This is a genomic window from Halorientalis marina (genome assembly GCF_023028345.1).
Classification (GTDB): domain Archaea; phylum Halobacteriota; class Halobacteria; order Halobacteriales; family Haloarculaceae; genus Halorientalis; species Halorientalis marina.
In genome coordinates, this window is sequence record NZ_CP095487.1 from 1,091,938 (window position 1) to 1,116,981 (window position 25,044).

Genomic DNA, 25,044 nt, shown 5'->3' on the forward strand with positions numbered 1-25,044 from the left:
AAACAATGATAATCGACGACTCACAGAACCACGGTGGGGACACCCACACCCACACAGGTTTCCCCCTCCTATCCCTCTCTTTCCCCCCCCTCGATACCACTTTCCCCCTTCCTCGCGTCCGGGTAGCGACGCCGCCGGTCGGCGTCCGTGAGGTGTCGGTGGAGGCGTGAGTCGACGGAAACGCAATGCATTTGCGGCCGGCCGGCCCCCTGCCGAACATGAAGATAGCGGGAATGGCCAGCAACCGTGGCCGGAACCTGATGAACGTCCACGACCTCGCGCCGGGCGGTGCCGAACTCGCCGTCGTGCTCACGAACTCGGCGGACGCGCCGGTCGTCGAGAAAGCCGAGAAACGCGGAATCCCGACCGAGACGGTCGTCCGCGACGATGGGGAGGGGCGCCGCGAACACGAAACACGGGTGGTCGACGCGCTCGCCGACTACGACTTCGATCTCGTCTGTCTCGACGGGTACATGCGCGTGCTCTCGGGGACGTTTCTCGACCCGATGCCGACCACGCTCAACGTCCACCCCTCCCTGCTCCCCGCGTTCCCCGGGATGGACGCCTGGGGCGACGCCTTGGAGTACGGCGTCGACGTGGTGGGCTGTACCGTTCACGCCGTCACCAACGCCGTCGCCGACGACGGCTCGCTCATCGAGGACGAGGTCGACGGCGGCCCCGTCGTCACACAGGAACCCGTCCCGGTCTACGAGGGCGACACCAGGGAGGACCTGCAGGACCGCGTGCTCTACCAGGGCGAAATGAAGGCGTACCCCCGGGCTGTCCGCTGGTTCGCCGAGGGCCGCGTGGAGATCGACTGGGACGCGAACGCGGTTTCCGTCGACGGAGATACCGGGGGCGACTTCCCGGGCCGGCGCGTCACGAGCGAGGACCGGCACGCCGACCTCCGGTACGGGGAGAACCCGCATCAGGACGCCGCGCTTTACGCCGACGTGACGACCGAGGAGGCCAGCGTCGTCACCGCCGAACAGTTGAACGAGGGCGCGAAGGGGATGAGCTACAACAACTACAACGACGCCGACGCGGCCCTGAACCTCGTCAAGGAGTTCGACGAGCCCGCGGCGGCAGTCATCAAACACACCAACCCCGCGGGCTGTGCGACGGCCGACACCCTCGCGGACGCCTACGCGGACGCGCTCTCGACGGACGCCAAGAGTGCCTTCGGCGGCATCGTCGCGCTCAATCGCGACTGTGACGCGGCGACTGCCGAGCGGATAATCGACTCGTTCAAGGAGGTCGTCGTCGCGCCGGGCTACACCGACGACGCCCTCGACACCCTCTTCGAGAAGGAGAACCTCCGCGTGCTCGACGTCGGCGACCAGTACGACCCGACCGAGACGGTCACGGAGAAGGACCTCGTCGGTGGGACGCTCGTTCAGGAGCGGGACGACCAGGCACCGACGCGCGAGGACCTCGAAGTCGTCACCGAGCGCGAGCCGACCGACGAGCAGATCGAGTCGATGCTCTTTGCCTGGCAGACGATCAAGCACGTCAAGTCCAACGCGATCCTGTTCGCGACGGGCACCGAGACGGTCGGTGTCGGTGCGGGGCAGGTGTCGCGGGTCGACGCCGTCGAGATCGCGAAGATGAAAGCGGGGAAGGACGCCGAGGGCAAGTCCGCCGAGGGGGCCGTGATGGCTTCGGACGCCTTCTTCCCGTTCCCGGACGGGATCGAGGCCGCCGCCGAGGCGGGGATCGAGGCGGTCATCCAGCCCGGCGGCTCGGTCAACGACGAGGACGTGATCGCGGCGGCCGACGAGCACGACATGGCGATGGTGTTCACCGGGAGTCGGTGCTTCAGACACGACTAGTGGTGGAGGCTCGAAAGACGAGCGGAGCGACCCTTTCGGCGTTTCCGGCACGATTGAGCGTCAGCGACCGAGTGCCGGAAACTCGTCGTGGAGCGACGCGGAACGACGGCGTTTCCGCCACGACTGAGCGTTAGCAGGGGCATCGCACGCATGGCGATTCAGTCGCCGCTCCGGACAGGTCAGCTGCCGAACCATTGAAGTTCCTGGCTGACAGTCGGCCCGACATGGGAATGCTCAGTAACCTCAAAGGCCCGGTGATCGGGCTGGCGATTACGGCACTGGTGTTCGTCGTCGTGGGCTTGTTCGGGATCGCGCAGGTTCTCGGTGCGCTCACGTCCGAGGCGTCCATCGTGACGACCTTCATCACGTACCTGATTGCGCTCGTCGTTATCGGGCTGATCGGGGTCGGGTTCCTCGTCTGGGGCGTCGTCCGCGCGGCGAAGTCGGTCGACACGGACAGCAAACTCTTCCAGAACAAGTACGCACGCAAGGCCGCGTCGATGGCGGGCGTCGGCGGCGGTGCTGCTGCGGCGGGCGCTGCCATGGGCGGTCTCGGTGGCGGCGGCTCCGCCGGTCCGGGCGGCCACCAGTCCGGCCAGCGAGGCCACGGCGGACAGGCGGGTGGCCAACGTGGCGGCCAAGCCAGGGGTCAACCGGGACAGGGCGGTCAGCCAGGTCAGGGCGGCCAACCGGGACAGGGTGGCCAGGGTGGCCAACCCGGCCAAGGTGGTCAACCGGGACAGAGTGGACAGCCTGGTCAGGGCGGCCAACCCGGTCAAGGTGGACAGCCTGGTCAGGGCGGCCAACCCGGTCAAGGTGGACAGCCTGGTCAGGGCGGCCAACCCGGTCAAGGTGGACAGCCTGGTCAGGGCGGCCAACCCGGTCAAGGTGGACAGCCTGGTCAGGGCGGCCAACCCGGTCAAGGTGGACAGCCTGGTCAGGGCGGCCAACCCGGCCAAGGTGGACAGCCTGGTCAGGGCGGCCAACCAGGTCAGGGTGGCCAGGGTGGACAGCCGGGCCAAGGTGGTCAGCCGGGACAGAGTGGACAGCCTGGTCAGGGCGGCCACGATGGGCAGCCAGGTCAGGGTGGACAGGGCGGTCAGCCAGGCCAGGGACAGCCCGGTGACAACGAGTCGGACGACGACGAGCAGGGCGGACAGCCCGGGCAGACTGGCGGCCAGCGATAGTTTCCAACGCCGCCCGCGTTCAGCGTCGGCCGGCAGGTCGGTGAGTTCGTAGCCGACGGTTCACGCGCTGTCTCCTCATTTCCGAGGCGGGTTTATGTCGGCCGGCGGATGGCCAAAAGATATGCCGGGCCGGCCCGAACGCCCGGTATGGTTCTCTCGAAACTGAAGGTTGCACCGGCCGCAGTCCGCGAGCGGTTGCCCGGCGGCGACGACCTGCCCGGGCCCGACCCGTCCGGCGCGATGCCGGACACTGCGCCGGACGTGCCCGACGCCGTGCCGACGCCCGAGCTACCGGACCGCGACGACCTGCCCGAGACCAGTTCCCGGGACAAACTGACGCTCGGGCTGACGCTGCTCACGGTCGTGGGTGCGCTGCTGGCCGTGATCGGACTGGTCGGGCGTGCCGTGGTCAAGCGGCGGCGAACGTCGACCGCGGTCGACATCGAGGTGACCGACGAGGAAGACGAGACGGTGCCCGAGCCCGAACGCGAGTACCCGAAGGTCGCGCCGCTCGTCGGCATGGCGGCGCTCGTGGCGATGCGGCTGTTCGTGAACCGGCTGCGCGGCGAGGACTGAACACGGATGGCACCGCGGCGGGCGGGGGGTCCCGCCGCGGTTGGGATGGGGCCGCCCTCGACGACGGCGACAGACGAGTTGGGGCTGCGAGTGAAACCGGATCGCTATTTGTACGCCGAGTGGCCCGTGATTTCCTTGCCGACGATGAGCTTCTGGATTTCCGTGGTCCCGTCGGGGATAGGCATGACGCGTGCGTCCCGGAAGTACCGTTCGAGGCGGTTCTCGGTCTTCAGTCCCTCGCCGCCGTGAATCTGGAGCGCGCCGGAGGTCGCCTCGACTGCCTTCTCGGCGGTATAGCCTTTCGCCATCGAGGAGAACAGGCGGGCGTCACTGGAGCCGCGCTCCAGCATCTCCAGGGCGCGCCGCGAGAGCTGGCGCGAGGTTTCGAGGTTCACGCGGATGTCGTAGAGCTGCTCCTGGACCAGCTGGTGTTCGGCGATGGGCTTGCCGAAGGTCTCCCGCTCGGTGACGTAGGCCTCGGCGGCGTCGTAGGCGGCCTGCATGATGCCGACGGACATGAACGCCATCCCCGTCCGCATGAACGAGAACGTGGCGTTCAGGGCCTTCTGCTCGAAGAACAGTTCCGCGACGGAGTCCGGGAAGGGGACCACGTCGGTGATGTGGTGGCCCTCCCGGAGCGCGTTGCCGATGATGTTCGAGAGCTTGTTGTCCGCCGGCACCCGGACGCCGTCGAGGTCCATCCGGCCGTTGTTGACGGCCTTCCAGCCGAGTTTGTTCAGCGTCTCCGCCTCGTAATCGGAATACTCGCGGTCGACCAGGAACATGTCCTGAGCGCCGCTGTCCTCGTCCTCGGCGACGACCAGCGACACGTCCGCGACCGGGGCGTTCCCGACCCACGTCTTCTGTCCTTCGAGGACGTACTCGTCGCCCTCCTTCCGGGCGGTCGTCCGCGGGCGCGCCGTGTCGGAGCCGCCCTCCGGTTCGGTGACGGCCAGCGAGCCGATGCACTCCCCGGTTTCGAGCTTCGAGAGCTGGTTCTCCCGGGTCACTTCGGCGGCGTGCTGGACGAAGACCGCCGGGAAGCTCATCAGCAGGCCGACGTTCAGGCTCGGCCAGACGTAGCTGACCTCCTCGGAGACGATGGCGAACCGCCGCAGGTCCCCGAAGAAGTCCGATGCCGTCTCGGGGTCGAACCCGACGCCGAGTTCCTGGAGGTCCTTGACGTATTTCACCATCTCCTCGCGCGTGAACGGCGACCGGTCTGCCTCGTCGACGACCGGCTCGACCTCCGCCTCGAGGTAGCCCCGGAGGTCCTCGCGGAACGCCGCCTGTTCCTCTGTCAGGTCCATCTCAGTTGGGCACCGACTCGGTGATCTCGCCCATTACGGAGGCGAGCTGTGTGCCTTTCTGGACGGAGCCGTCGAGTTCGTACTCCTGGGTCATGAAGCCCTGAATCGGGTCGATGGTCCCGGTGATGAGGCCAGTCAGCGTGTCGCCCGGCCCCGTCAGCGTCAGGTCCGGATCGTCGACCAGACTCGCGCCGCCCGTGATCGTCTCCTCGTCGGCGTCGACGTCGAGATGACCTTCCATCGGGCAGTCGTCGGCCTCGAAGTTGGCCGTGATATCGGTGGCGATCTGCTCGCGAATCTCCTCGTTGTTCTCGACGAGGAGGTTCACGCCCGTCCAGAGCAGTTCCTGGAACTGGTCGGCGGCTTCGGGCGCGTCCGCGTAGAAGCTCTCGATGTCGATGTCGTCCATCCGCGAGACGACCCCGGCGAACACCTCGGGGTTCTCCGCGATGATTTCCCGCTCTTGCCCCTCGATCTCCGCGAGCAGGGCCGGCAGGTCCTCCTTGAGCTGGTCTTCGTCCTTCTCGAGCGATGCCTCGACTCGGTCGATGAGTTCCTCGGTCATCGTTTCACCCCACCGGCCCACCTCGTGGCCGATGGCTACCCCGATGTTGTTCGGGTACCTCCCTGAGCCTGTTCCGTCGGATGTGAGGTGATTTTATATTCGTCCCGTCGCTCCCTTTTTATTTCATACGTAGGTACTGGTCGTTCGAGGACATCACGACCGGGCAACTGAGGGGAAAAAACGGCGAGGATTGCTCGTGAACGATCCTCAGAAGAGGAACCGCTTGTCCGTCTCGGAGGCGATGTCGGTCATCATCAACGCGGCGTCGGAGTACTGGAGGATTTTCTGCATATCGCCGTCGAGTTCGAGTTCGCCGGACATGATTCCCTCGACGACGTCGAGGTCGCTGGTGACCAGCCGGACCCACTGCTCGTACTCGCCGGTGAGAACGAATCCCTTGTCGCGCTCGTCTAGCTCCATCAGCGTGTCGACGCCGGTGCAGTCGCCGTCTTCGAGTCCGATCCAGGCGTAGACGTGCCCGTCGTCGGTGACGTTCTCTTCGAGTTGGTCGAGCAGGAACTCCAGGACGTCGGGCATGACCCGACGGAGGCCGTCCCAGGTCTTGTCCGGCGCGTTGATGATCTTCGTCTCGAGGAGTTCGTTCGCCGCACGGTCCGAGAGGGGTCCCTCCCGTTCCTCGATGCCGTCCTGTACCGCCTGCGGTGCGTCCTCGAGGACCGTCTCCAGCACGCCCTCAGGGAGCTGTCGAATACCCTTGTCGAGGGCTTTCCAGACCTCCTCGGGGAGGTCCTGGACTTCGTTTTCCTCGATGGGCAGGTTGTTGATCTCGAAGACGAAATCGCCGTTGAACCCCTGTCCCCAGCCGCCCATCACACGGGACAGTTCCTCGCTCTCGGTGAGGTCGTCCTCGTACTTCTCGAGCCAGGTCGTCGTCGGCCAGTACTCGTCGTAATCGTATTCTTCGATTTCTTCGTACGCACTCATTGTGATCACCCCGTTGTCGTGTCGGCACCCCCCCAGGGGGCGTCCAACGGGTTCATATACACCCTCTCTCGGTATGAAAGTATCCGTTCTCCCGGTGATCTGAGGTGGTTTATATGCCAGCCATCGGGCCGACGGGCACGGACCGCGGCTCAGAGGATGTCGCCGCCGAACATGTCGTCCTGCGTCTCGGTCTCGATCCGGCAGTCCGAGCGAGGGGAGGCGATACAGAGCAGGGCGAATCCGTCCTCTTCTTGCATCGGGTCCAGTGCCGTCCCCTCGCTCTGGTCGATATCGCCGTCGAGCAGCGTCCCGACACAGGAGGTACACTGCCCCTGCCGACAGGAGTAGGGCAGGTCCAACCCCGCGTCCTCCGCGGCGTCGAGGATGTACTCGTCCTCGTCGACACCGACCGTCACCGTCTCCCCGTCGTGCTCCAGTTCGACGGCGTAGTCACCGTCGACGCCTCCGCCGGTTCCTTCGAGGGAACCAACCGATTCGTCGGCATCGACCTCGGCGGACTCCGTCATAGCTCCTGGCGGAGTTTGAACACTTCGAGGGCCTCCAGCCGGGGATCGTCGGCGGTGTCCTCGTTGACCGCCGCCGCCGCGCCGGCCACGCCCTCGTTGTTGACACGGCCCGACCCCGAGTCGAGGATGTAGGCGACTTCCTCGGACACCGTCTCGGGGTCCATCCCGAGTTCGGCGGCGGCGTCCTCGACGGCGGCTTCCACTTCCGCGTCGTCAGCGGTGAAGTCGGCGCCCTCGATGTCGGTGAGTTTCGTCATGGTCAATCACCCGCCGCCTGGCGCTTGGCGTCGTAAATGTGCTCGTACTGCTCGATGACGCCGCCGTAGTCGTTGCCCTGGGCCTCCTCCATGGCGTCGGCGGCGGCCTGCATGTAGTCGCGGGCCGTGGCGTTGTCGAGTTCGAGCGTGTCGAACAGCATATCGCCGGCCAGTCGCGCCCCGCGGTTGACGAGGTCGTCGAAGTCCACGTCCAGCGGGTCGCCGAGGTCGGCGGTGATGAAGTAGCCGGTGTCGGTGATGTATCCCACGTCCTCGACGGCCTGCTCCCAGATGGCGTTCTGGACGCCCTGGTACGCCGGCAGCCCTTCCTTTTCTTTCTCGATGAGCTCCTCTAGGACTTCGAGGCCGAACGTGATGTGTCGACCCTCGTCGGTGCTGATGAACTGGAAACCCTTGTTGAGGAGCGTCAGCGGGGCCTCCTGCATCATCCGATTCTTTGCGAAGTAGCCACCGCGGGCGAGGACGCCCTCGACGCCGATGTGGTAGTTCGTCGCCGCACGGGCGATGTCGACGGGGTCACCGCCGTCGGCGGCCTGTGCCTGGAGCGTGCCCTGGCGCTCGAACATCTCGCCGGCCCCGCAGGCCTCGGTGCGGGGAATCTGGATGCCCCCGCGACGCGTGTCGAGTTCGTACTGCGGGAACTTGTCGGTCATCACGTTCGAGATGTACAGGTCGAAAAACTGCGTGTGCTTTGCCTCCTCCAGGGCGAGCGCGGAGGCGAACATCTCCTTCTCGATGGAGCGGTCGAAGTAGGGGGAGGACACCGTCTTCATGATGCGACGGGCGTCCTGTGCGACCGCGTGTTCGCCGTCGATGAAGTACGCGATCAGCCGCGCCCACTGCTCTTTCTCGTCGTCGTCGAGGCCCTCCCAGACCTCGCGGTCCTCCTCGAAACCGACCTTCTCGACGAGCTTCTCGGCGTCCCACGTCCCCAACTCGACGGACTTCTGGTACAATTCGTAGTAGGTACTGTCCCTGTCGATGCGCCCCGTCGCCGGTTCGCTGGCACTGGCATCCATACTATCCACCCGACCCAAGGTACGGATTCCCAATACAAATAGTTCCCCGGATGTGAGGACCTTTTTCAACGCCGCTCCGAGCGGAAACCAGTGCGAGCGACGAAGCCAACCGACGATAAAAATTTACGGTGACCGACGGTGAGCCGTTGATATGCGCTACTTCCAGGTTCGGCTGGCGCCCGAAGACGGGGGGTTTCACCGTCTGGATTCGCTGACGGCGGCGATGCCGGACGTACAGCGACAGGCCATCCTGCACCTCGATTTGCTCAACGACGGGACCGGGGTTGCCCTCTTTTCGATGGAGGGACGGCCCGAGTCGCTGGTCGAGATGTACGAGTCCGAGGAACTGGTCCGCTCCTACGACGTGTTCGACAGCGAGGAGGAGGGGTTTTTCGCACACGTCCACTTCGAGCCGGACAGCCCGGCCGACGAACTCCTCCGTATCATCGACCGGTACAAACTGATGCTCGATACGCCCCTGGAGTTCGGCGGCGACGGGAGCCTCCGGGTCACGGCCGCCGGCCCGCAGGAACTCGTCCGGCAGGCGGCCGTCGACATCCCGGACGGCGTCGACTTCCACCTCGAACTCATCGGGGAGTACGAGCCACAGCGCGAGGGGCTGGCGACGATGCTGACCGACCGCCAGCGGGACGTGCTCCGGACCGCCATCGAGATGGGCTACTACACCATCCCGCGGGAGGCGACCCACGAGGACCTGGCCGCGCAACTGGACTGTTCGGCCGGCACCGTCGGCGAGCACCTCCGGAAGATCGAGGCGCGGGTGCTCTCGGAACTGATGGCGTAAACGCGCCGACGGCGAGTGGTGTGATCGACGTCGTGAACCGCCGGGGAGTCGAGTGGTGTGATACTCCCTCACACCGCCGTACGGCGCCGTTTCCCCTCACAAGAGGGGCGAACGGTTTTTGTCCTCCCGTTGGGAACACGGAGGTATGCGGGAGTTCAATATCGTCCTCCGGTCGGAGGACGGTGCCTACAACCCCTTCGACGAGGCCATCATCGACCATCCCGAACTGTCCCGGGACGGCGTGACACACTTCGACCTGATGCCCGACGGCACGACGGTGCTGCTCTACGACATCGTCGGCGACGCCGACACCGTCCGGACGCTGCTGGACGAGGAGCCGAGCGCCCTCTCCTACGACGTGTTCCCGGTCGAGGAAGGGACCGTCCGCGCCCACGTCCACTTCGAGGAGGACACGCTCGTCACGGCACTCATCCACCTGAAAAACGAGTACGACCTCATCATCAACCCGCCCCTGGAGATCGACGAAGACGGGGGGCTCCACATGAGCGTCGCGGGCGATCCCGAGAAGATCCGCGAGGCGGCGATGATGCGCCCCGACAACGTCGACATCATGCTCGAGGAGGCCGAGGAGGGCGACGTCGACATGGTCGACGTGACGACGCTGCTGACCGACCGCCAGCAGGAGGTACTGGAGGTCGCCCTGGAGAAGGGGTACTACGAGATTCCGCGGCGGGCGACCAACGAGGACATCGCCGCCGAGATGGACTGTTCGACCAGCACCGTCGGCGAACACCTCCGGAAGATCGAATCCCGAATCATCTCGGAAGTCGGCCCAACCTGACCCTTTCCAGTCCGACACGCTAAAGCGCGCCGCTCCGCTCGACACGGGTATGGAGTTCCACGACGCGGCGAACTTCCTGTTCGATCTCCGGCGCTATCCGCCGCGCGCTGGGACCGACGCGACGGCGGCCCTGCTCTCGCACCTCGACGACCCTCACGAGTCGTACCGGGCGGTCCAGGTCGCCGGCTCGAACGGCAAGGGCAGCACGGCGCGGATGGTCGAGCGCGTCCTTCGCGAGGCCGGGTTGGACGTGGGACTGTACACCTCGCCACACCTCGACGACGTGCGCGAGCGCGTCCGTATCAACGGCCGGAAACTCACCGACGCCGCGCTCGTCGAGTTCGTCGAGGCGGTCCGCCCCTACGTCACCGAGCAGGCGGCCGCCGGCGACCCCCCCACGTTCTTCGAGACGCTCACCGCGTTGGCCTGCTGGGCCTTCGAGCGCGCCGACGTGGACGTGGCAATCCTCGAAGTCGGGATCGGCGGGCGATACGACGCCACCAGCGTCGTCGACCCCGTCGCCGGCGCGGTCACGACCGTCGCGCTCGAACACACCGACCTGCTGGGCGACACCGTCGAGGAGATCGCTCGCGACAAAGCCCACGTCGCTCCGGACGACGCGCCGCTCGTTACCGGCGCGACCGGGGACGCACTCGACGCCATCCGGTCGGCCACCGACGACGTGTTCACGGTTGGGACCGACTCGGCTGATTCGGATCTCACCGTCGACTACCACGGACGGGATTCCCTCGAGGGTACCATATCCCTCGAAGGAACTAACTGGGGTGTGGAGACGAAAATCCCACTGCTGGGCGCCCATCAGGCACGGAACGCGGGCGTTGCGGCGGCGCTGTGCAGGCAGGTGGCGGACGTGGCCGACGACGACCTGGCACGGGGGTTGCGCAACGCCCACTGGCCGGGTCGGTTCGAGGTGATGAGTCGAGAACCGCTGGTCGTCCTCGACGGGGCGCACAACCCCGGCGGCTGTGCGGCGCTGGCCGAGACTCTCGACTCGTTCGACTACGACGACCTCCACGTCGTCGTCGGCGCGATGAGTGACAAGGACCACCGCGGGATGGCCGAGGCCCTGCCAGACGCGGCGACGGTCGTCGCCTGCGAGCCGGACCTCGACCGGGCCGAGGCGGACGACGTGCTCGCGGCGGCCGTCGAGGCGGCGATGCCCGACGCCGGGGTGTCGACCCGGAGCGACGTGGCCGGCGCCTTCGAGCGGGTCCGCGAGGCCGCTGGCGAGGACGACTGCGTGGTCGTCACGGGGTCGCTCTACTGCGTCGCGGAGGCCCGCGCGGACTGGACCCGACCATACGTCCCCAAGCAGGTCGACGCGATCCCGGAGGCCCGCGAGACTCTCGAACGAGCACACGTCACCGAGGCTGGCGCCTGGCGGATGCGCGGCAAAGCCGTCCACCGCGTTCTGCAGACGCGGGTCCAGCCCCGGCAGGCCCAGTACCTCAAAGAGGAGATGCTCTCGCTGGGCGGGGAGTGTGCCGTTTCGGGGCTGAACGACCAGGACCGTGAGAACCTCGACGCGGTGCTGATGGGGACGCTCGCGCAGTTCAAGCGGCTGGCGGGCAAACTCGACGGCCAGCCCTACGGCCTCGCGCCGCTGGCCGACGACCTCCGGGCCGCCCTCGGCATCGAGGGTCACGGCCGCGACGACGACGGCTACCCCTGGGCCGACGGGACGGCCGTCATGGGCATTCTGAACGTCACGCCGGACAGTTTCCACGACGGCGGGGAGTTCGACGCCGTCGCGGACGCCATCGACCGCGCCGAGGAGATGGTCGCGAACGGCGTCGATATCGTCGACATCGGTGGCGAATCGACGCGACCCGGCGCTGACCCGGTCCCGGTCGAGGAGGAGATCGACCGCGTGGTCCCCGTGATCGAGGCCGTCAGCGATCTCGACGCCTGGATCTCCATCGACACGCGCAAGGCCGCGGTCGGACGGGCGGCACTCGATGCCGGCGCGGACATCCTCAACGACGTTTCGGGACTGGAGGACCCGGAGATGCGACTGCTCGCCGCCGAGCGCGACGTGCCCGTGGTCGTCATGCACAGCATCGAGACGCCGGTCGATCCCGACACGGATATCGAGTACGACGACGTGGTCGGGGACGTCATCGACGACCTCACCGAGCGCATCCTGCTTGCGGAGAAGGCCGGACTCGACCGCGAGCAGATCATCGTCGACCCCGGCCTCGGCTTCGGGAAATCGAGCGCCGAGAGCTTCGAGCTGCTCGGGCGCATCGACGAGTTCGCTGCCCTCGGCTGTCCGGTGCTCGTGGGCCACTCCCACAAGTCGCTGTTCGAGCTCGTGGGCCGTGAGGCCGGCGACCGACTCCAGTCGACCGTCGCGGCGACCGCGCTCGCGGCCGAACGCGGCGCCGACATCGTCCGCGTCCACGACGTGAGAGAGAACGTCGCCGCCGTCCGGACCGTCGCCGCCGCGGACGACCCCGAGCGCTTCGAGGAGTAGTCCGTTCCCGACCTCTCACTCCGCCTCGATTCCCGGTTCCCTGACCGTCAGCACCGGCACCGGTGCCGTCCGGATCAGTTTCTCCGCGACGCTACCCAGGAGGTAGCGGTTCAGCCCGGTTCGGCCGTGGGTACCCACGACGATGAGGTCCACGTCGTGGTCCTCGGCGTACTCCACGATGGCGCGCCCGACGGACGAGCCGAACTCGACGGTCTCGGAGACCGTCTCGACGCCGCTGGCCGACGCCGCCTCCGTGGCCGTCTCGACGATCTCGTTCGCGCTCTCCTCCAGTATGTCGACCTGGAACTCCGCCCGGACGTCGACACCGAGGCTGGTCACGTCGACGACCGACAGGACGTGGAGGGCCGCGTCCGCCCCGGTCGCCACCTCGATGGCCTCGTCGAGTGCAGCGTCTGCACACTCGCTCCCGTCCGTCGGGGCGAGGACGTTCCGGTAGGGATAGCGGAGCCGCTCCTCGTCCGGGCGGATCGTGAGTACCGGGACGGTCGCCCGCCGGACGACACGCTCCGTGACGCTCCCGACGAGGAGCCGCTCGATACCCTGCCGACCGTGCGTCGGCATGGCGACGAGGTCGATCCCGCGCTCGTCGGCGTAGTCGACGATCGTCGCGGACGGGGTGCCCTGCAGGACGGCCGTCTCGGTCACGACCCCTCGCTCCTGTGCGCGCTCGGCCGCGTCGTCGACGATATTCTGCCCCTCGATTTCGAGTGCGTCGATGACCTCGTCGCCGATTCGGGTGACGCTGTCGTGTCCCGTGTCGGCGACGGTGAGGAGATGAACCGTCGCGCCGTGGGCCGCCGCGATGTCGAGGACGTGGTCGAGAGCCGCGGTCGCTCCGTCGCTCCCGTCGGTCGGAAAGAGCAGCCTGTCGTACATACGTGACCCTTCGACGGGCCAACACAAAAAACGGGACGGCGGTTCCTGCCGCTTCAGAACAGGCCGCTCTCGGCCCGGCACTCCTCGTAACAGTCCACGTACTGCTGGAGGACGGCGTCGTGGTCGTAGCGGTCGAACGACTCGTCGACACTCCGGCGGTCGTAACCGCCGGCCTCGACGATTGCGGCGGCGAGTTCCTGGTCGTCGGTGACCCGGAAGCTCCGCTCGTAGGTCTCGATGAGTTCGTGGGCGCTGGACTCGGCCTGGTACTCGACGATGCCGACACAGCCACAGGCCAGCGCCCACAAAAGCTCCGTCGCGAAGGTCTCGCGGTAGGCGGTCTGGACGAACGTGTGGGCGCCGCGGTAGGTGGCGATCCGCTCGCTGCGCGGGACGTCACCCGTGAACGTGACGCGGCCGTCGATCCGCAGGTCGGCGGCCTGTGACTCGAACTCGTCGCGTTTCGGCCCGTCGCCGATGATCGTCGCCGACCAGTCGCGGTCGCGCAGTTCCGCGAGTCCGAGCAGGAGGCTCTGGACGTTGGCGCTCCCGTCGAGCCGGCGGGCGAAGACCACGTCGGCGTCCTCGTTCGGGTCGATCTCCCTGACGCGGTCCATGTCGATTCCCTCCGGGATGACGCGCGTGTTCTCCGCCGTCGCGCCGCGCTCGCGGACGGTCGTCCGGACGAGTTCGGAGGGCGTGACGATGGTCGCCGGCGTCCGCGTCGCGTACCGGGCCACGCGGGACTCCGGAACCGATTCCTCGCCGGTCCACTCGACGACGAGCGGGGCGCGGGCGAGCGTCCCGCCGACGCTGGCAGCGACGACCGTCCCAGGCGGTTCCGGGCTCGCGTGAATCACGTCCGGCCGGTACCGGAGCAGAAACGCCGGGAGGCGAAAGAGAAACGAGGTGGTCGCCGGTTCGGTCGTGACCGCGCGGTAGACGACGCCGTCCTGTGTCGTGGACGCCTCGTAGCCCGACCACCACTGCGTGCAGAAGACGGTGACTTCGTGTCCGCGGGCGGCGAGGCCGCGAGCGACCCGATGGAGGCGTGTACGCGGTCCCGTTGCGCCCTGAAAGACCGTCGTTTCCGACACGAAGGCGACCCGCATACGCCAGGGGAGGCGTCCCCTTCTCAAAAATCCCTGCCCTTCGTGGCTCTGCCCGTCGTTCGCCCGGCACCGTGGCACGCCGCGGCGCTTTTGTCCGTCCCGGCCTACCGACCGCCATGCACCACCTGGAGCGGTACCTCAACATCCGTAGTGCCTACGGCGCGTCCGTCGGTCCCGAGGGCACCGTTGCCTTCCTCCTCGACGCGACCGGGACGCCGCAGGTCTGGACGCTCGACGAGCCTGGCGCCTGGCCGGAACAGCGGACCTTCTACGACGAGCGCGTCAGCTTCTGCTCGTTCTCGCCCGAACGGCGCGAACTCGCCTTCGGCATGGACGAGGGCGGCGACGAGTTCACCCAGCTGTTCCGGTTCGACCTCGCGGACGGCCTCGTCCAGCCGCTGACGGACACCCCCGACGCCATCCACTACTGGGGCGGCTGGTCCCACGACGGCGACCGCATCGCCTTCGCCGCCAACCGCCGCGACGAGTCCGTCTTCGACGTGTACGTCCAGGGTCGCGACGACCGCGGCGAAGATGCGACCCTGGTCCACGAGGGGGATAGCTGGCTCTCGGTGAGCGGCTGGTCGCCGAGCGACGACCGCCTCGTCGTCTCCGAACACCGCTCCAGTTTCGACCAGGACCTCTACGTCCTCGATATCGAGAGCGGCGACCTCGACCACGTCACGCCACACGAGGGGGCGGCGCGCTTCGAGAGTCCCTCCTGGGCGCCCGACGGCGACGCACTCTACTGCTGTACCGACCGGGACACCGACACGATGGAACTCGTGCGGCTGGACCTCGACGAGCTCGCCACCGAGACGGTCGAATCAGGGGGCGAGTGGAACGTCGACGGGATCGCGCTGGACGACGAGACCGGCCGCTTCGCCTTCTCGCGGAACGTGGACGGCTACACGGACCTCACGGTCGGTGAACTCACGGGGCCGACCAGCTACGAGGAGCGGCCCGCGCCGGCCCTGCCCGAGGGCGTCGCCGGCGGCGTGAGCTTCGACCCCGACGCCGAGCGGTTCGCGCTCTCGGCCGCCAGTCGGACGGAGAACACGAACGTCCACGTCGTCGACTTCGAGACTGGCGAAGCCGAGCGCTGGACGCACGCATCGACGGCCGGCGTCCCGAGAGAGTCCTTTCGCGCGCCCGAACTGGTCCACTACGAGACCTTCGACGACCGTGAGATTCCCGCCTACGTCACATTCCCCGCCGAGGTGCCCGAGGGCGGCGCGCCGGTCATCGTCGACATCCACGGTGGGCCCGAGAGCCAGCGCCGCCCCTCCTTCTCGGGACTCAGACAGTACTTCCTCTCCCGGGGCTACGCCCTCTTCGAGCCGAACGTCCGCGGCTCGACGGGCTACGGGAAGGCTTACACGCACCTCGACGATGTTCGAAAGCGGATGGACTCGGTGAAAGATATCCGCGCGGCGGTCGACTGGCTGGCAGCCCACGACGACGCCGACGCGGACCGGCTGGTGGCCTACGGCGGCAGTTACGGCGGGTTCATGGTCCTGGCGGCGCTGACGGAATACCCCGACCTGTGGGCCGCGGGCGTCGATTCGGTCGGCATCGCCAGTTTCGTCACCTTTCTCGAGAACACCGGGGCCTGGCGGCGCGAGCACCGCGAGGCCGAGTACGGTTCGCTGGAGGAGGACCGGGAGTTCCTCGAGTCCATCAGCCCGCTCAACCGCGCCGACCGCATCGAGGCCCCGCTGTTCGTTCTCCACGGCGCCAACGACCCGCGCGTCCCGGTCGGTGAAGCCGAACAGATCGCCGAGGAGGTGGCCGACCACGGCGTCCCCGTCGAGAAACTGATCTTCGAGGACGAGGGCCACGGCATCTCCAAGCTGGAAAACAGGATCGAGGCTTACACCGCGGTCGTCGACTTCCTCGACGAACACGTCTGAGCGGCCCGCGCGACCCGGGTCTTTCGCTCGTATCGAATCTCGATAGGACCCCGACGCCCTCCGGCTTCAATCGGGGCTTGCACCCGCCACCGGGCGCGAACTGTCTGCCGGGTTTATGTCGGCGACGTCCATGGGACGGTCCATGGATACCGTCGCTCGGTCGCGCGACCAGGTCGAAGCCGTCCTCGCGACGCTCGAAGCGTCTTACGACGCGTTTCCGGTGAATCAGACCTCCGTGACGGTCCCGCCGGCGCTGTTCGAGGCGGTGAGCGAGCGGTGCCGCGCGGGCACGGCACGGATCGACGTGTACGTCCGCGACGACCGCGGACGCGTGCTGGTCGTCGAGCGCGACGACGATCCGGTCGCGCCCTCGGTCGTCGTCGACCGGGCGGCGTCGGTGCCGGACCGCGCGCGCGATGCCGTGCGGTCGCGGACGGGTGTGGAGTTCGCCGACGGAGCCGTCCGCGAGGCGACCATCGCGGGCGTGCGCGACGAGCGTGACCCGGATGCGGACCCGATCTATCGCCTGATCGCGCTGCTCGACGGCGAGCACGTCGCGGGCGACCCCGGGCCGCGGACCTGCTGGACGGCCGAGCCGCCGGTGCCGCCGCTGCTCAGATGACGCCGGTCGCTCGGACGACCTCGCGGGCCGCCTCCTCGCTCATCCCGTCCCCGAGGATGGTGTAGCGGTCGCGAATCTCGTGGGCGGTCGTGAGCGCCTCGAGCATCGTCTCGTCGGCGATCCCGAGGTCGGCGGCAGTCGTCGGCGCGCCGATGTTCGCCAGCGCGTCGCGGACCGACCGCCACTCGCCTTTCGCGCCGCTGTGGAGGTACTCCGTCAGGATGGAGGCGACGCCGACCTGGTGGCCGTGGAGGCCAGGGTCGTCGGCCAGCCGGTCGAGCTGGTGGGAGATGAGGTGTTCCGCGCCACTGGCCGGCCGCGAGGAGCCGGCGATTGACATCGCCACGCCCGAGGAGACCAGCGCCTTGACGACGATCCAGGCCGACTCCTCCAGTCCCTGCTTGATGGAGTCGGCGTTCTCGACGAGCATCTCCGCGGTCATCTGACTCAGGGCGCCCGCGTACTCGGAGTACTCGACGTTTTTCAGGCGATTGGCGAGCTGCCAGTCCTTGACCGCGGTGTAGTTGCTGATGATGTCGGCACAGCCCGCCGTCGTCAGCCGCCAGGGCGCGTCGGCCAGGATTTCGGTGTCGGCGACGACCGCGAGCGGTGGCTCGGCGGCGACGGAGTGGCGCGTGTCCCCTTCTGGAACGGAGCCGCGGCCGCTGACGATGCCGTCGTGGCTCGCGGCGGTCGGGACCGAGACGAACCCGAGGCCGAGTTCGTCGGCGGCCATCTTCGTGATGTCGATGGCCTTCCCGCCGCCGACGCCGACGAGAAAGCCCGCGTCGGCCTCCTGTGCGGTCGCGATAACCTCCTCGACCGCGCCGAAACTCGCCTCCTCGACGACGGCCGTCGCCGGCGCCGGTCCCTCGTCCGCGAACCCCGCGACGACCCGCTCGCCCGCGACCTCCCGCGGCGTCGGGCTGGTGACGACCAGCGGCCGGCCCGTGAGGTGGAGTTCCGCCACGGCCTCGGCCGTCCGGTCGAGGACGTCGTGGCCCACCACCACGTTCCGCGGGAGGCGGATCCACGTCGACTTCTCGAACATACCCTCGCATCTCGCCCGACGACGTAAGGATTTGTCCCTCGGGCCGGGTCGCGGTCACGCGACCGCGCTCACAGCGTGTCCAGCACGCCCAGCACGCGCTCGGCGCGTGCCCGGTCCGGGCCGTAGTCGCTCCCGTCGCGGTCGCTCTCGACGTACTCCGCGACCGTCGCGTCCATCGCCGCCTCGCGCGGCGTCGACTCCCAGCCAAGCCCCGCGAGTCGGCCGGTATCGAGCAGGTGCGGGTAGTCCCGGTAGAGCGGGAACTCGCCGGGGTCGATGTCGCCGGCGGCCAGTTCCCGCGCGCCGGCGTGGACGACTTCGACGGACTCGTCGAGGGCGTCGGCGATCAGGTCGACGGTCTCCTCCAGCGTCGCCGCGCGGCGGTCGCCGACGTTGTACGCACGGCCGTCCGCTCCGTCTTCGAGCACGAGCCTGATTGCGCGGGCCACGTCCGTGACGTAGACGCGGTGCCAGACGTTCGTGCCGTCGCCGGGGACGAGCACGCGGTCGAACCGCTGGATGCGGTCGATCCAGTAGTCGACGCGGCCGGTGTGGTCCTCGGGACCGTAGACGTTACACGGCCGGACGCTCCGGGCGGGGACGCCCTCCTCGGCCGCCGCGAAGACCGCCCGGTCGCCTTCGGCTTTCCGCGGGCCGTACGTCTCGGCCGCGTCCTCGGTCGCCTGCTCGTCGGTGCAGTCGTGCAGCGCGGTCTCGCCCTCGCGTTTCGGGATCGCCTCGGTGCCGTAGGCCGCGCCGCTGGAGACGTAGACGTAGGCCTCGCAGTCGTCGAACACGCGGGTCGCCGTCCGCACGTCCCGGGGGAAGTAGGCCGCACAGTCCACGACGACCTCCGGGTCGACCGCCCGGGCGACGTTCGCGAGATCGGCGTCGTCGGTCCGGTCGCCGCGGACGTGGGTCACGTCGTCGTCCGCGAAGGGGTTCTCCCGCTCGCCCCGCGAGCAGACCGCCACCTCGTAGCCGTGATCGCGCAACTCCCGGACCGTGTGGCGGCCGAGGAACCCCGTCCCGCCGACGACCAGCGCCTGTGTCATGTCACGACCCACGGCGCCACGATGCAAAAAGGTCCGTCCGACCGCCCGTGTGCTGTCGCCGTCCGGCACTCGTCGATTCCGCCGTGACCGTCCGGCACGTCGGGCGTCCCGACGGGGGGACACGCCGGCGGGGCCGGCGGACACCAAGTTTCAAACCCCTCTCGGATGAAGAGGGCGAGTGATGCCCTCCGATACGCTCGCCGACGACCGCGGCTGCCCGAAGTGTGGTCACACCGACGCCGAAGTCGACAAGATCACCACCACCGGCGGTGGCCTCAGCAAACTGTTCGACATTCAGAACCGCGGGTTCGAGACCGTCTCCTGTACGAACTGCGGGTACACGGAACTGTACAAGTCCGACGCGGGGACGAGTGACCTCGTCGATATCTTCTTCGGGTGATCGCCGGTGGCGACCGTCGCGATCGCCTTCCTCGTCGTTGGCCTCCTGTTCACCGTCGGCCTCTGGCTGGTGATCAGGTCCGAGACGACTGACAACCCCGTTCTGGACCGGGACAGCGCCGAGCAGGCTGCCCGCGCCGACACCCGCGAGAGCGCCGAGCGCAGCGCGCGGCGGGACACCGACGAGTGGGGGAGCGACCGGCGGACGTGAGCCCGTCGAACGCTGGCCGTCGCCGCCCCACGGGTCCGTCGGCCACGTGTCGGTGGCCCGGGGCGGCAGCAGGGCCACCTCTACCGATTCGGTGAAACGGTTCTTTGTCCTTCGAGAAAGCACTTCGGCTGTCGTCGTCATGATGACAGTATGAAACGGCGAACGATGCTCGCCATCCTCGGCGCGGGGATGGTCCCGGCAACCGGCTGTCTCTCGGGGACCCCGGAGTCCGGCTCCGACACCACCGACAGCCCGCAGACCGACGCCGATGGGTCCCCATCGGGGACCGCGACACCGCTTCCACCGGGCAGCGTCGACTTCCCGGACGGCCCGAAAGCGCCGCCCGAGCGTCCGTCGTCACTCACCGAATCGACGGTCCGAAACTACGTCCGGGCCCACGAGTACCGCTACGCGTACAACTCGCTTTGGGTGAACGAACACAGCGACGTGGAACTCGACTGCCGCGTCGACAGCGTGGCCGACCGGCAGTGGGGGTACGAGGCCGTCGTCACGTGTACGGGGTACTCGAACACGGACCCGCCGGAGGACTCGACAGCGACGCCCGGACCCCACGCCGACTGGTTCACGCAGTCGTTTCGTTATCGCGTGAGCGAGAACGCGACGCACCGTCTCCGGGTGGACAATCGAGACCCGGTCTCGTGACCGTCCGCCGGATACCTGCGAACGGAGACGTCGGGGAGAACGGGACGCCGCTCAGTCGTCGGCGGTTTCGGGCACCGACTCGCCCGCGTCCGCGGTCGGACGGGCGCGCTCGGGCGGTCGCTTCCGCACGTCGGCGTCGTCGCGGTCCTCGATGATCTCCGTGTAGGCGTCGGGCATGACCTTCACGAAGTTGTCGAGTTCGTCCTCCCAGTTCTCGAGGACGTACTCGGCGCGGTCGGAGTCGGTGTAGGCGACGTGGTTGACGAGCAGCCGCTTGAGCATCCGGCGGTCGCGCTCGTCGAGCGTCCGGAACGTCGAGACCATCCCGCGGTTGACTTTCTCCTCGAAGTCGCCCTCGCGGTCGAGGACGTAGGCGACGCCGCCGGACATCCCGGCCGCGAAGTTCTTCCCGGTGTCCCCGAGGACGGCGACGGCGCCGCCGGTCATGTACTCACAGCCGTGGTCGCCGACCGATTCGACGACCGCCTTCACGCCGGAGTTGCGGACGGCGAAGCGCTCGCCGGCCTGCCCGTTGACGTAGGCCTCGCCCTGGGTCGCGCCGTAGAGCGCGACGTTGCCGATCAGGGTGTTGTCCTCGGGCTCGTAGTTGGCCGTCGCCGGTGTGTTGACGATGAGTTTCCCGCCCGAGAGGCCCTTGCCGACGTAGTCGTTGGCGGTGCCGGTCAGCTCGAAGGTGACGCCGTCCTGGACGAAGGCACCGAAGCTCTGTCCGGCGGTGCCGTCGAAGTCGACCTGAATCGTGTCGCTGGGCAGGCCGTCGGTGCCGTGTTGCTTCGAGATCTCGTTCGAGAGCGTCGCGCCGACCGCGCGGTCGACGTTCGAGATGTCCATGTCGAGCGAGACCGGCTCGCCCGACTCGATGGTGTCGCCGATCTCGTCCATGATTTCCCAGTCGAGCTGTTCGTCGACCTCGTGGTCCTGCTCGCGGGTCTTGTAGCGGCCGTCGTTGTCGACGGGCTCCGCGACGATCGAGGAGAGGTCCAACTTCTTTGCTTTCTCCTGTTCCACGTCGGTCCGCTGTTCGAGCAGGTCGGCGCGGCCGACCATCTCGTCGACCGTCCGGAAGCCCAGTTCGGCCATGATTTCCCGCAGTTCCTGGGCGATGAACGTGAAGTAGTTGATGACGTGCTGGGGCTTGCCGGGGTAGCGTTCGCGGAGTTTCTCGTTCTGCGTGGCGACGCCGACCGGACAGGTGTTCTCGTGACACTGCCGGGCCATGACGCAGCCGCCCGTGACGAGCGACGCAGTGCCGTAGATGTAGCCCTCGGCACCGAGCAAGGCTGCGACGGCGGCGTCACGCCCGGTCTTGAACCCGCCGTCGGCGGTCACTTCGATTCGCGAGCGCAGGCCCGTCGCGCGGAGCATCTGGTTGGCCTCGGCGAGGCCGAGTTCCCAGGGCAGGCCCGCGTTCTTGATCGACGTCTTCGGCGAGGCGCCGGTCCCGCCGGAGTGGCCCGAGATGTGGACCACGTCGGCGTTGGCCTTCGAGACACCTGCCGCGATGGTCCCGATGCCGTCCTCGGCCACGAGCTTGACGTTGATGTCCGCATCGGGGTTCGCCGCTTTGAGGTCGTGGATCAACTGCTTGAGGTCCTCGATGGAGTAGATGTCGTGCAGCGGCGGCGGCGAGATGAGGCCGACCCCCGGCGTCGAGTACCGGACGTGGGCGATCATCTCGTTGACCTTCTTGCCGGGCAGGTGGCCGCCCTCGCCGGGCTTTGACCCCTGCGCCATCTTGATCTGGATCTCGTCGGCGGCGGTGAGATAGCCCGAGGTGACACCGAAGCGCCCGGAGGCACACTGTTTCACTTTGCACTCCTTCTCGGTATCGAACCGCTCTGGCGGTTCACCGCCCTCGCCGGTGTTGGCCTTCGCGCCGAGGCGGTTCATCGCGATGGCGTTGGTCTCGTGGGCCTCCGGGGAGATGGACCCGAGACTCATCGCGGCCGTCGAGAAGCGCTCGACGATCTCCGAGATGGGTTCGACCTCCTCGACCGGGACCGACTCCCGGGCCTCGGTGTCGAACTCCAGCAGGCCACGGAGCGTCTGGAGCTGCTCCTGCTGGTCGTTGATGAGCTCGGCGAACTCCTTGTAGGTCTCGTAGTCGCCGGCACGGACCGCCTGCTGGAGCGTCCCGACCGTCTCGGGGTTCCACTGGTGGTGGATGCCGTCCGACCGGTGCTCGTACTCGCCTTGGCGCTCCATCTGGGGGTCGTCCTCGCCGAAGGCGACGGTGTACCGCTTTCGGAGGTCCGACTCGATCTCCTCGATGCCGATCCCCTCCGTCCGGCAGGTCGTCCCCTCGAAGTACTCGGCGATGAAGTCGGAGGAGAGGCCGACCGCCTCGAAAATCTGGGCGCCCTGGTAGCTCTCCACGGTGGAGATGCCCATCTTCGCCATCGTCTTGAGGAGGCCGTCCTCGACGGCACCGATGTAGGCCTCGATGGCCGTTTCGAGGTTCGCGCCGTCCGGGCCGGCCACGAGGTCCTCGATGGTCTGGTAGGCGAGGTAGGGGTTGACCGCGCCCGCGCCGTAGCCGATGAGCGTCGCGAAGTGGTGGACTGCACGGGGGTCGCCCGATTCGAGGACGAGCCCGACGTGGTTGCGCAGACCGTTGCGGACGAGGTGGTGGTGGACGCCACCCACGGCCAGCAGGCTCGGGATGGGGATGGCGTCCTCGCCAGCGCCGCGATCCGAGAGCACGAGGATATCGGACTCCCCGGCGGCCGCGTCGGCCTCCGAACGGACCCGCTCGACGGCCTCGCGGAGGTCCGTCTCGGGGTCGTAGGTGATGTCGATGACCGTCGAGGACATCCCGTTCTCGTCCAGGTCACCAGAACTCGCAGAGTTCTGGTTTGCGGGGGCATCGTCAGATGACCCCAGCTCCTTGATGGCCGTCGTCTCCTCGTCGGTCAGCACCGGCGAGTCGACGACGAGCTGACGGGCGTGGGCCTTGCTCTCGTCGAGGAGGTTTTGCTGGTAGCCCAGGCGCGACTCGAGGCTCGTCACGAGTTCCTCGCGGATGTAGTCGAGCGGCGGGTTCGTGACCTGCGCGAACAGCTGTTTGAAGTAGGTGAACAGGGGTCGGTTGAAATCCGAGAGCACGGAGAGGGGCGTGTCGTCACCCATCGAGCCGACGGGGTCTTTCCCCTTCTCGGCCATCGGCTGGAGCAGGTGGTCGACCTCGTCGATGGTGTAGCCGTAGAGGGCCTGGTGGGAGCGCAGGCCGTCGACGGGGTTTCTGATCTCTGCCTCGTGGTCCGCGATGTCGTCGAGGTCGACCTGTTCGTCTTCGACCCACTCGGCGTACTTGTCGTCTGTCAGGCGGTCGAAGACCTCGTCGTCGGGGACGACCCGTCCCTCCTCGGGGTCGGCGAGGAACAGTTGGCCGGGCTGGAGGCGCCCGCGCTCCTCGATCTCGCTCGGGTCGTGGTCGAGCGCACCGACCTCGCTCGACATCACGACGCGGCCGTTCTCCAGGATGTCGTAGCGACAGGGTCGCAGGCCGTTGCGGTCGAGGACGGCGCCGACGCGCTCGCCGTCGGTGGCACAGACCAGCGCGGGGCCGTCCCACGGCTCGACGAGGGAGGCGTGGTAGTCGTACCACTCGCGGCGCTTCTCGGAGACCCTGTTGGCCTCGCCGCGCCAGGCCTCGGGGATGAGCATCCGGAGCGCGTGCGGGAGGTCCCGACCCGTCTCCATCAGGAGTTCGAGGGCGTTGTCCACGCTCGCGGTGTCGGACTGCTCGGGGTCGTCGATGATCGGCGTGATCTTGTCGATCTCCTCGGGCGTGTAGTCGGCGCCGTCGAGTGCGGTCTCGGCGGAGGCGTCGAGGTCCGTCTCCCGGGCCCGCATCCAGTTGATGTTGCCCTGAATCGTGTTGAACTCGCCGTTGTGGATGATGTTGCGGTACGGATGGGCGAGGTGCCACGCGCCGAGCGTGTTCGTCGAGAACCGCGCGTGCACCATCGCGAACGTCGATTCCATCCGCTCGTCGGTCAACTCGGGATAGTAGTTCGGCAGTTGCTCGGCCAGGAGCAGACCCTTGTAGACGACGGTGTCCTGGTCGAGGGAGACGATGTAGAAGCGTTCGTGGCCCGGCGGCTCTGTTTCCTCGACGGCGTCCTCGATGACCTGGCGGCCGACGTAGAGCCGCTTCGAGAACTCGTCGTCGTCAACGGACTGCGTCCGTTTGCCAGAGGGACCTTGTCCCTCGTTGCTCACGTCGTCCGTCGGTCGAACGAACGCCTGTTCGACGCGGGGTTCGGATTCGACGGCTGTCTCGCCGAGGTCGGAGTTGTCCGTCTCGACGGTCCGCCAGTGGAAGACCTCCAGCCCCTCGCCGGCGAGTTTGGATTCGATGAGGTCTTTCAGGCCGGCGGTTGCCTCGTCGTCGTCACGCGGGAGGAAGACCGAGCCGACCGCGTACTCCCCCTGCGGCGGGAGGTCCACGTCGAGTTCGTCCGCGAAGAACTCGTGGGGCATCTGCAACAGGATACCGGCGCCGTCACCGGTGTTTTTCTCGGCCCCAGTCGTGCCGCGGTGTTCGAGGTTCGCGAGCAGTTCGAGACCGTCTGCGACGACGTCGTGGCTCTGACCGCGCTCCAGGTCGAGTACCACGCCGACCCCACAGTTAGATCGTACGTCAGTCGGATCTGCGAGCCCGACCTCGCTCGCAGACTCGGGAGTAGTCCGTTGCCCAACCATACGTGGATGTTTGACTCGATCATTAAGAGGTTGACCATCAAGGGTTAAGG

General features: G+C 67.7%; 23 protein-coding genes. 11 read left to right on the plus strand and 12 right to left on the minus strand.

Going from position 1 to position 25,044, the window contains the following annotated elements; genetic code table 11:
• The first annotated feature begins 5 nt into the window (after positions 1-5).
• Both MUG96_RS05580 and purH read left to right on the plus strand, forming a co-directional pair.
• Positions 6-170 (plus strand): hypothetical protein, encoded by a 165-nt coding sequence (locus tag MUG96_RS05580; RefSeq protein ID WP_246987268.1) that lies wholly within the window; start codon positions 6-8, stop codon positions 168-170.
• 48 nt (positions 171-218) lie between these two features.
• Positions 219-1,832, plus strand: coding sequence for a bifunctional phosphoribosylaminoimidazolecarboxamide formyltransferase/IMP cyclohydrolase (gene purH, locus MUG96_RS05585; protein WP_246987270.1), 1,614 nt, complete (start codon positions 219-221; stop codon positions 1,830-1,832).
• Positions 1,833-2,011: 179 nt separating this feature from the next.
• Here purH and MUG96_RS05590 read toward each other — a convergent pair whose 3' ends face one another.
• The gene (locus tag MUG96_RS05590; protein ID WP_246987272.1) at positions 2,012-2,899 is read right to left on the minus strand and encodes a hypothetical protein; all 888 of its coding nucleotides are present in this window, start codon (positions 2,897-2,899) and stop codon (positions 2,012-2,014) included.
• Between the two features lie 267 nt (positions 2,900-3,166).
• On the opposite strand from MUG96_RS05590, the gene MUG96_RS05595 reads away from it, so the two are divergent.
• The gene (locus MUG96_RS05595; RefSeq protein WP_246987275.1) at positions 3,167-3,595 is read left to right on the plus strand and encodes a hypothetical protein; all 429 of its coding nucleotides are present in this window, start codon (positions 3,167-3,169) and stop codon (positions 3,593-3,595) included.
• A gap of 104 nt (positions 3,596-3,699) precedes the next feature.
• Here the strand turns inward: MUG96_RS05595 and MUG96_RS05600 are convergent, their stop codons facing one another.
• The 6 genes from MUG96_RS05600 to MUG96_RS05625 form a co-directional block, all read right to left on the minus strand.
• The gene (locus tag MUG96_RS05600) at positions 3,700-4,905 is read right to left on the minus strand and encodes an acyl-CoA dehydrogenase family protein (RefSeq protein WP_246987277.1); all 1,206 of its coding nucleotides are present in this window, start codon (positions 4,903-4,905) and stop codon (positions 3,700-3,702) included.
• A 1-nt stretch (position 4,906) separates the two neighbouring features.
• Entirely contained in the window at positions 4,907-5,470 is a 564-nt protein-coding gene (locus MUG96_RS05605) for an SCP2 sterol-binding domain-containing protein (protein ID WP_246987279.1), read from the minus strand.
• Positions 5,471-5,677: 207 nt separating this feature from the next.
• Positions 5,678-6,415: an SCP2 sterol-binding domain-containing protein gene (locus MUG96_RS05610; RefSeq protein ID WP_246987281.1), complete on the minus strand. Its 738-nt coding sequence runs from the start codon at positions 6,413-6,415 to the stop codon at positions 5,678-5,680.
• Between the two features lie 149 nt (positions 6,416-6,564).
• Positions 6,565-6,942 (minus strand): 2Fe-2S iron-sulfur cluster-binding protein, encoded by a 378-nt coding sequence (locus MUG96_RS05615; protein WP_308220118.1) that lies wholly within the window; start codon positions 6,940-6,942, stop codon positions 6,565-6,567.
• Complete coding sequence (locus MUG96_RS05620; protein WP_246987283.1) at positions 6,939-7,199, minus strand: hypothetical protein; 261 nt, start codon at positions 7,197-7,199, stop codon at positions 6,939-6,941. Before MUG96_RS05620 ends, MUG96_RS05615 begins: the two co-directional genes overlap by 4 nt.
• A 2-nt stretch (positions 7,200-7,201) precedes the next feature.
• A complete protein-coding gene (locus MUG96_RS05625; RefSeq protein WP_246987285.1) occupies positions 7,202-8,239 on the minus strand; it encodes a ribonucleotide-diphosphate reductase subunit beta in 1,038 nt (345 codons plus the stop codon).
• 151 nt (positions 8,240-8,390) lie between these two features.
• Here MUG96_RS05625 and MUG96_RS05630 point away from each other — a divergent pair, with 151 nt between their 5' ends.
• The 3 genes from MUG96_RS05630 to folP all read left to right on the plus strand — a co-directional run bounded on the left by MUG96_RS05630 (position 8,391) and on the right by folP (position 12,343).
• Positions 8,391-9,044 carry a helix-turn-helix domain-containing protein gene (locus tag MUG96_RS05630; RefSeq protein WP_246987287.1) on the plus strand — a complete coding sequence of 218 codons (654 nt, stop codon included), beginning with the start codon at positions 8,391-8,393 and terminating at the stop codon, positions 9,042-9,044.
• Between the two features lie 145 nt (positions 9,045-9,189).
• Positions 9,190-9,846 (plus strand): helix-turn-helix domain-containing protein, encoded by a 657-nt coding sequence (locus MUG96_RS05635; RefSeq protein WP_246987289.1) that lies wholly within the window; start codon positions 9,190-9,192, stop codon positions 9,844-9,846.
• A 49-nt stretch (positions 9,847-9,895) separates the two neighbouring features.
• Complete coding sequence (folP, locus tag MUG96_RS05640) at positions 9,896-12,343, plus strand: dihydropteroate synthase (RefSeq protein ID WP_246987291.1); 2,448 nt, start codon at positions 9,896-9,898, stop codon at positions 12,341-12,343.
• A gap of 15 nt (positions 12,344-12,358) precedes the next feature.
• Here folP and MUG96_RS05645 read toward each other — a convergent pair whose 3' ends face one another.
• Both MUG96_RS05645 and MUG96_RS05650 read right to left on the minus strand, forming a co-directional pair.
• A complete protein-coding gene (locus MUG96_RS05645; RefSeq protein WP_246987293.1) occupies positions 12,359-13,240 on the minus strand; it encodes a universal stress protein in 882 nt (293 codons plus the stop codon).
• Between the two features lie 53 nt (positions 13,241-13,293).
• Positions 13,294-14,352 carry a glycosyltransferase family 4 protein gene (locus MUG96_RS05650; RefSeq protein WP_246987295.1) on the minus strand — a complete coding sequence of 353 codons (1,059 nt, stop codon included), beginning with the start codon at positions 14,350-14,352 and terminating at the stop codon, positions 13,294-13,296.
• A 116-nt stretch (positions 14,353-14,468) separates the two neighbouring features.
• Here MUG96_RS05650 and MUG96_RS05655 point away from each other — a divergent pair, with 116 nt between their 5' ends.
• Entirely contained in the window at positions 14,469-16,265 is a 1,797-nt protein-coding gene (locus tag MUG96_RS05655) for a S9 family peptidase (protein WP_246987297.1), read from the plus strand.
• Positions 16,266-16,407: 142 nt separating this feature from the next.
• Positions 16,408-16,887, plus strand: a complete 480-nt coding sequence (locus MUG96_RS05660; RefSeq protein ID WP_246987299.1) for a hypothetical protein — start codon at positions 16,408-16,410, stop codon at positions 16,885-16,887.
• On the opposite strand, the gene MUG96_RS05665 is transcribed toward MUG96_RS05660, so the two are convergent.
• Both MUG96_RS05665 and MUG96_RS05670 read right to left on the minus strand, forming a co-directional pair.
• Entirely contained in the window at positions 16,880-17,938 is a 1,059-nt protein-coding gene (locus MUG96_RS05665) for an NAD(P)-dependent glycerol-1-phosphate dehydrogenase (protein WP_246987301.1), read from the minus strand. The two genes, MUG96_RS05660 and MUG96_RS05665, sit on opposite strands and share 8 nt — an antisense overlap.
• 68 nt (positions 17,939-18,006) lie before the next feature.
• The gene (locus tag MUG96_RS05670; RefSeq protein ID WP_246987303.1) at positions 18,007-18,993 is read right to left on the minus strand and encodes an NAD-dependent epimerase/dehydratase family protein; all 987 of its coding nucleotides are present in this window, start codon (positions 18,991-18,993) and stop codon (positions 18,007-18,009) included.
• A 181-nt stretch (positions 18,994-19,174) separates the two neighbouring features.
• On the opposite strand from MUG96_RS05670, the gene MUG96_RS05675 reads away from it, so the two are divergent.
• The 3 genes from MUG96_RS05675 (at position 19,175) to MUG96_RS05685 (ending at position 20,266) form a co-directional block, all read left to right on the plus strand.
• Positions 19,175-19,393, plus strand: a complete 219-nt coding sequence (locus MUG96_RS05675; protein ID WP_246987305.1) for a zinc ribbon domain-containing protein — start codon at positions 19,175-19,177, stop codon at positions 19,391-19,393.
• Positions 19,394-19,399: 6 nt separating this feature from the next.
• Positions 19,400-19,603, plus strand: a complete 204-nt coding sequence (locus MUG96_RS05680) for a DUF8143 family protein (protein ID WP_246987307.1) — start codon at positions 19,400-19,402, stop codon at positions 19,601-19,603.
• Between the two features lie 150 nt (positions 19,604-19,753).
• Complete coding sequence (locus MUG96_RS05685; RefSeq protein WP_246987309.1) at positions 19,754-20,266, plus strand: hypothetical protein; 513 nt, start codon at positions 19,754-19,756, stop codon at positions 20,264-20,266.
• Positions 20,267-20,317: 51 nt separating this feature from the next.
• Here the strand turns inward: MUG96_RS05685 and gltB are convergent, their stop codons facing one another.
• Positions 20,318-24,994, minus strand: a complete 4,677-nt coding sequence (gene gltB, locus MUG96_RS05690) for a glutamate synthase large subunit (protein WP_246987311.1) — start codon at positions 24,992-24,994, stop codon at positions 20,318-20,320.
• Between the last annotated feature and the right edge of the window lie 50 nt (positions 24,995-25,044).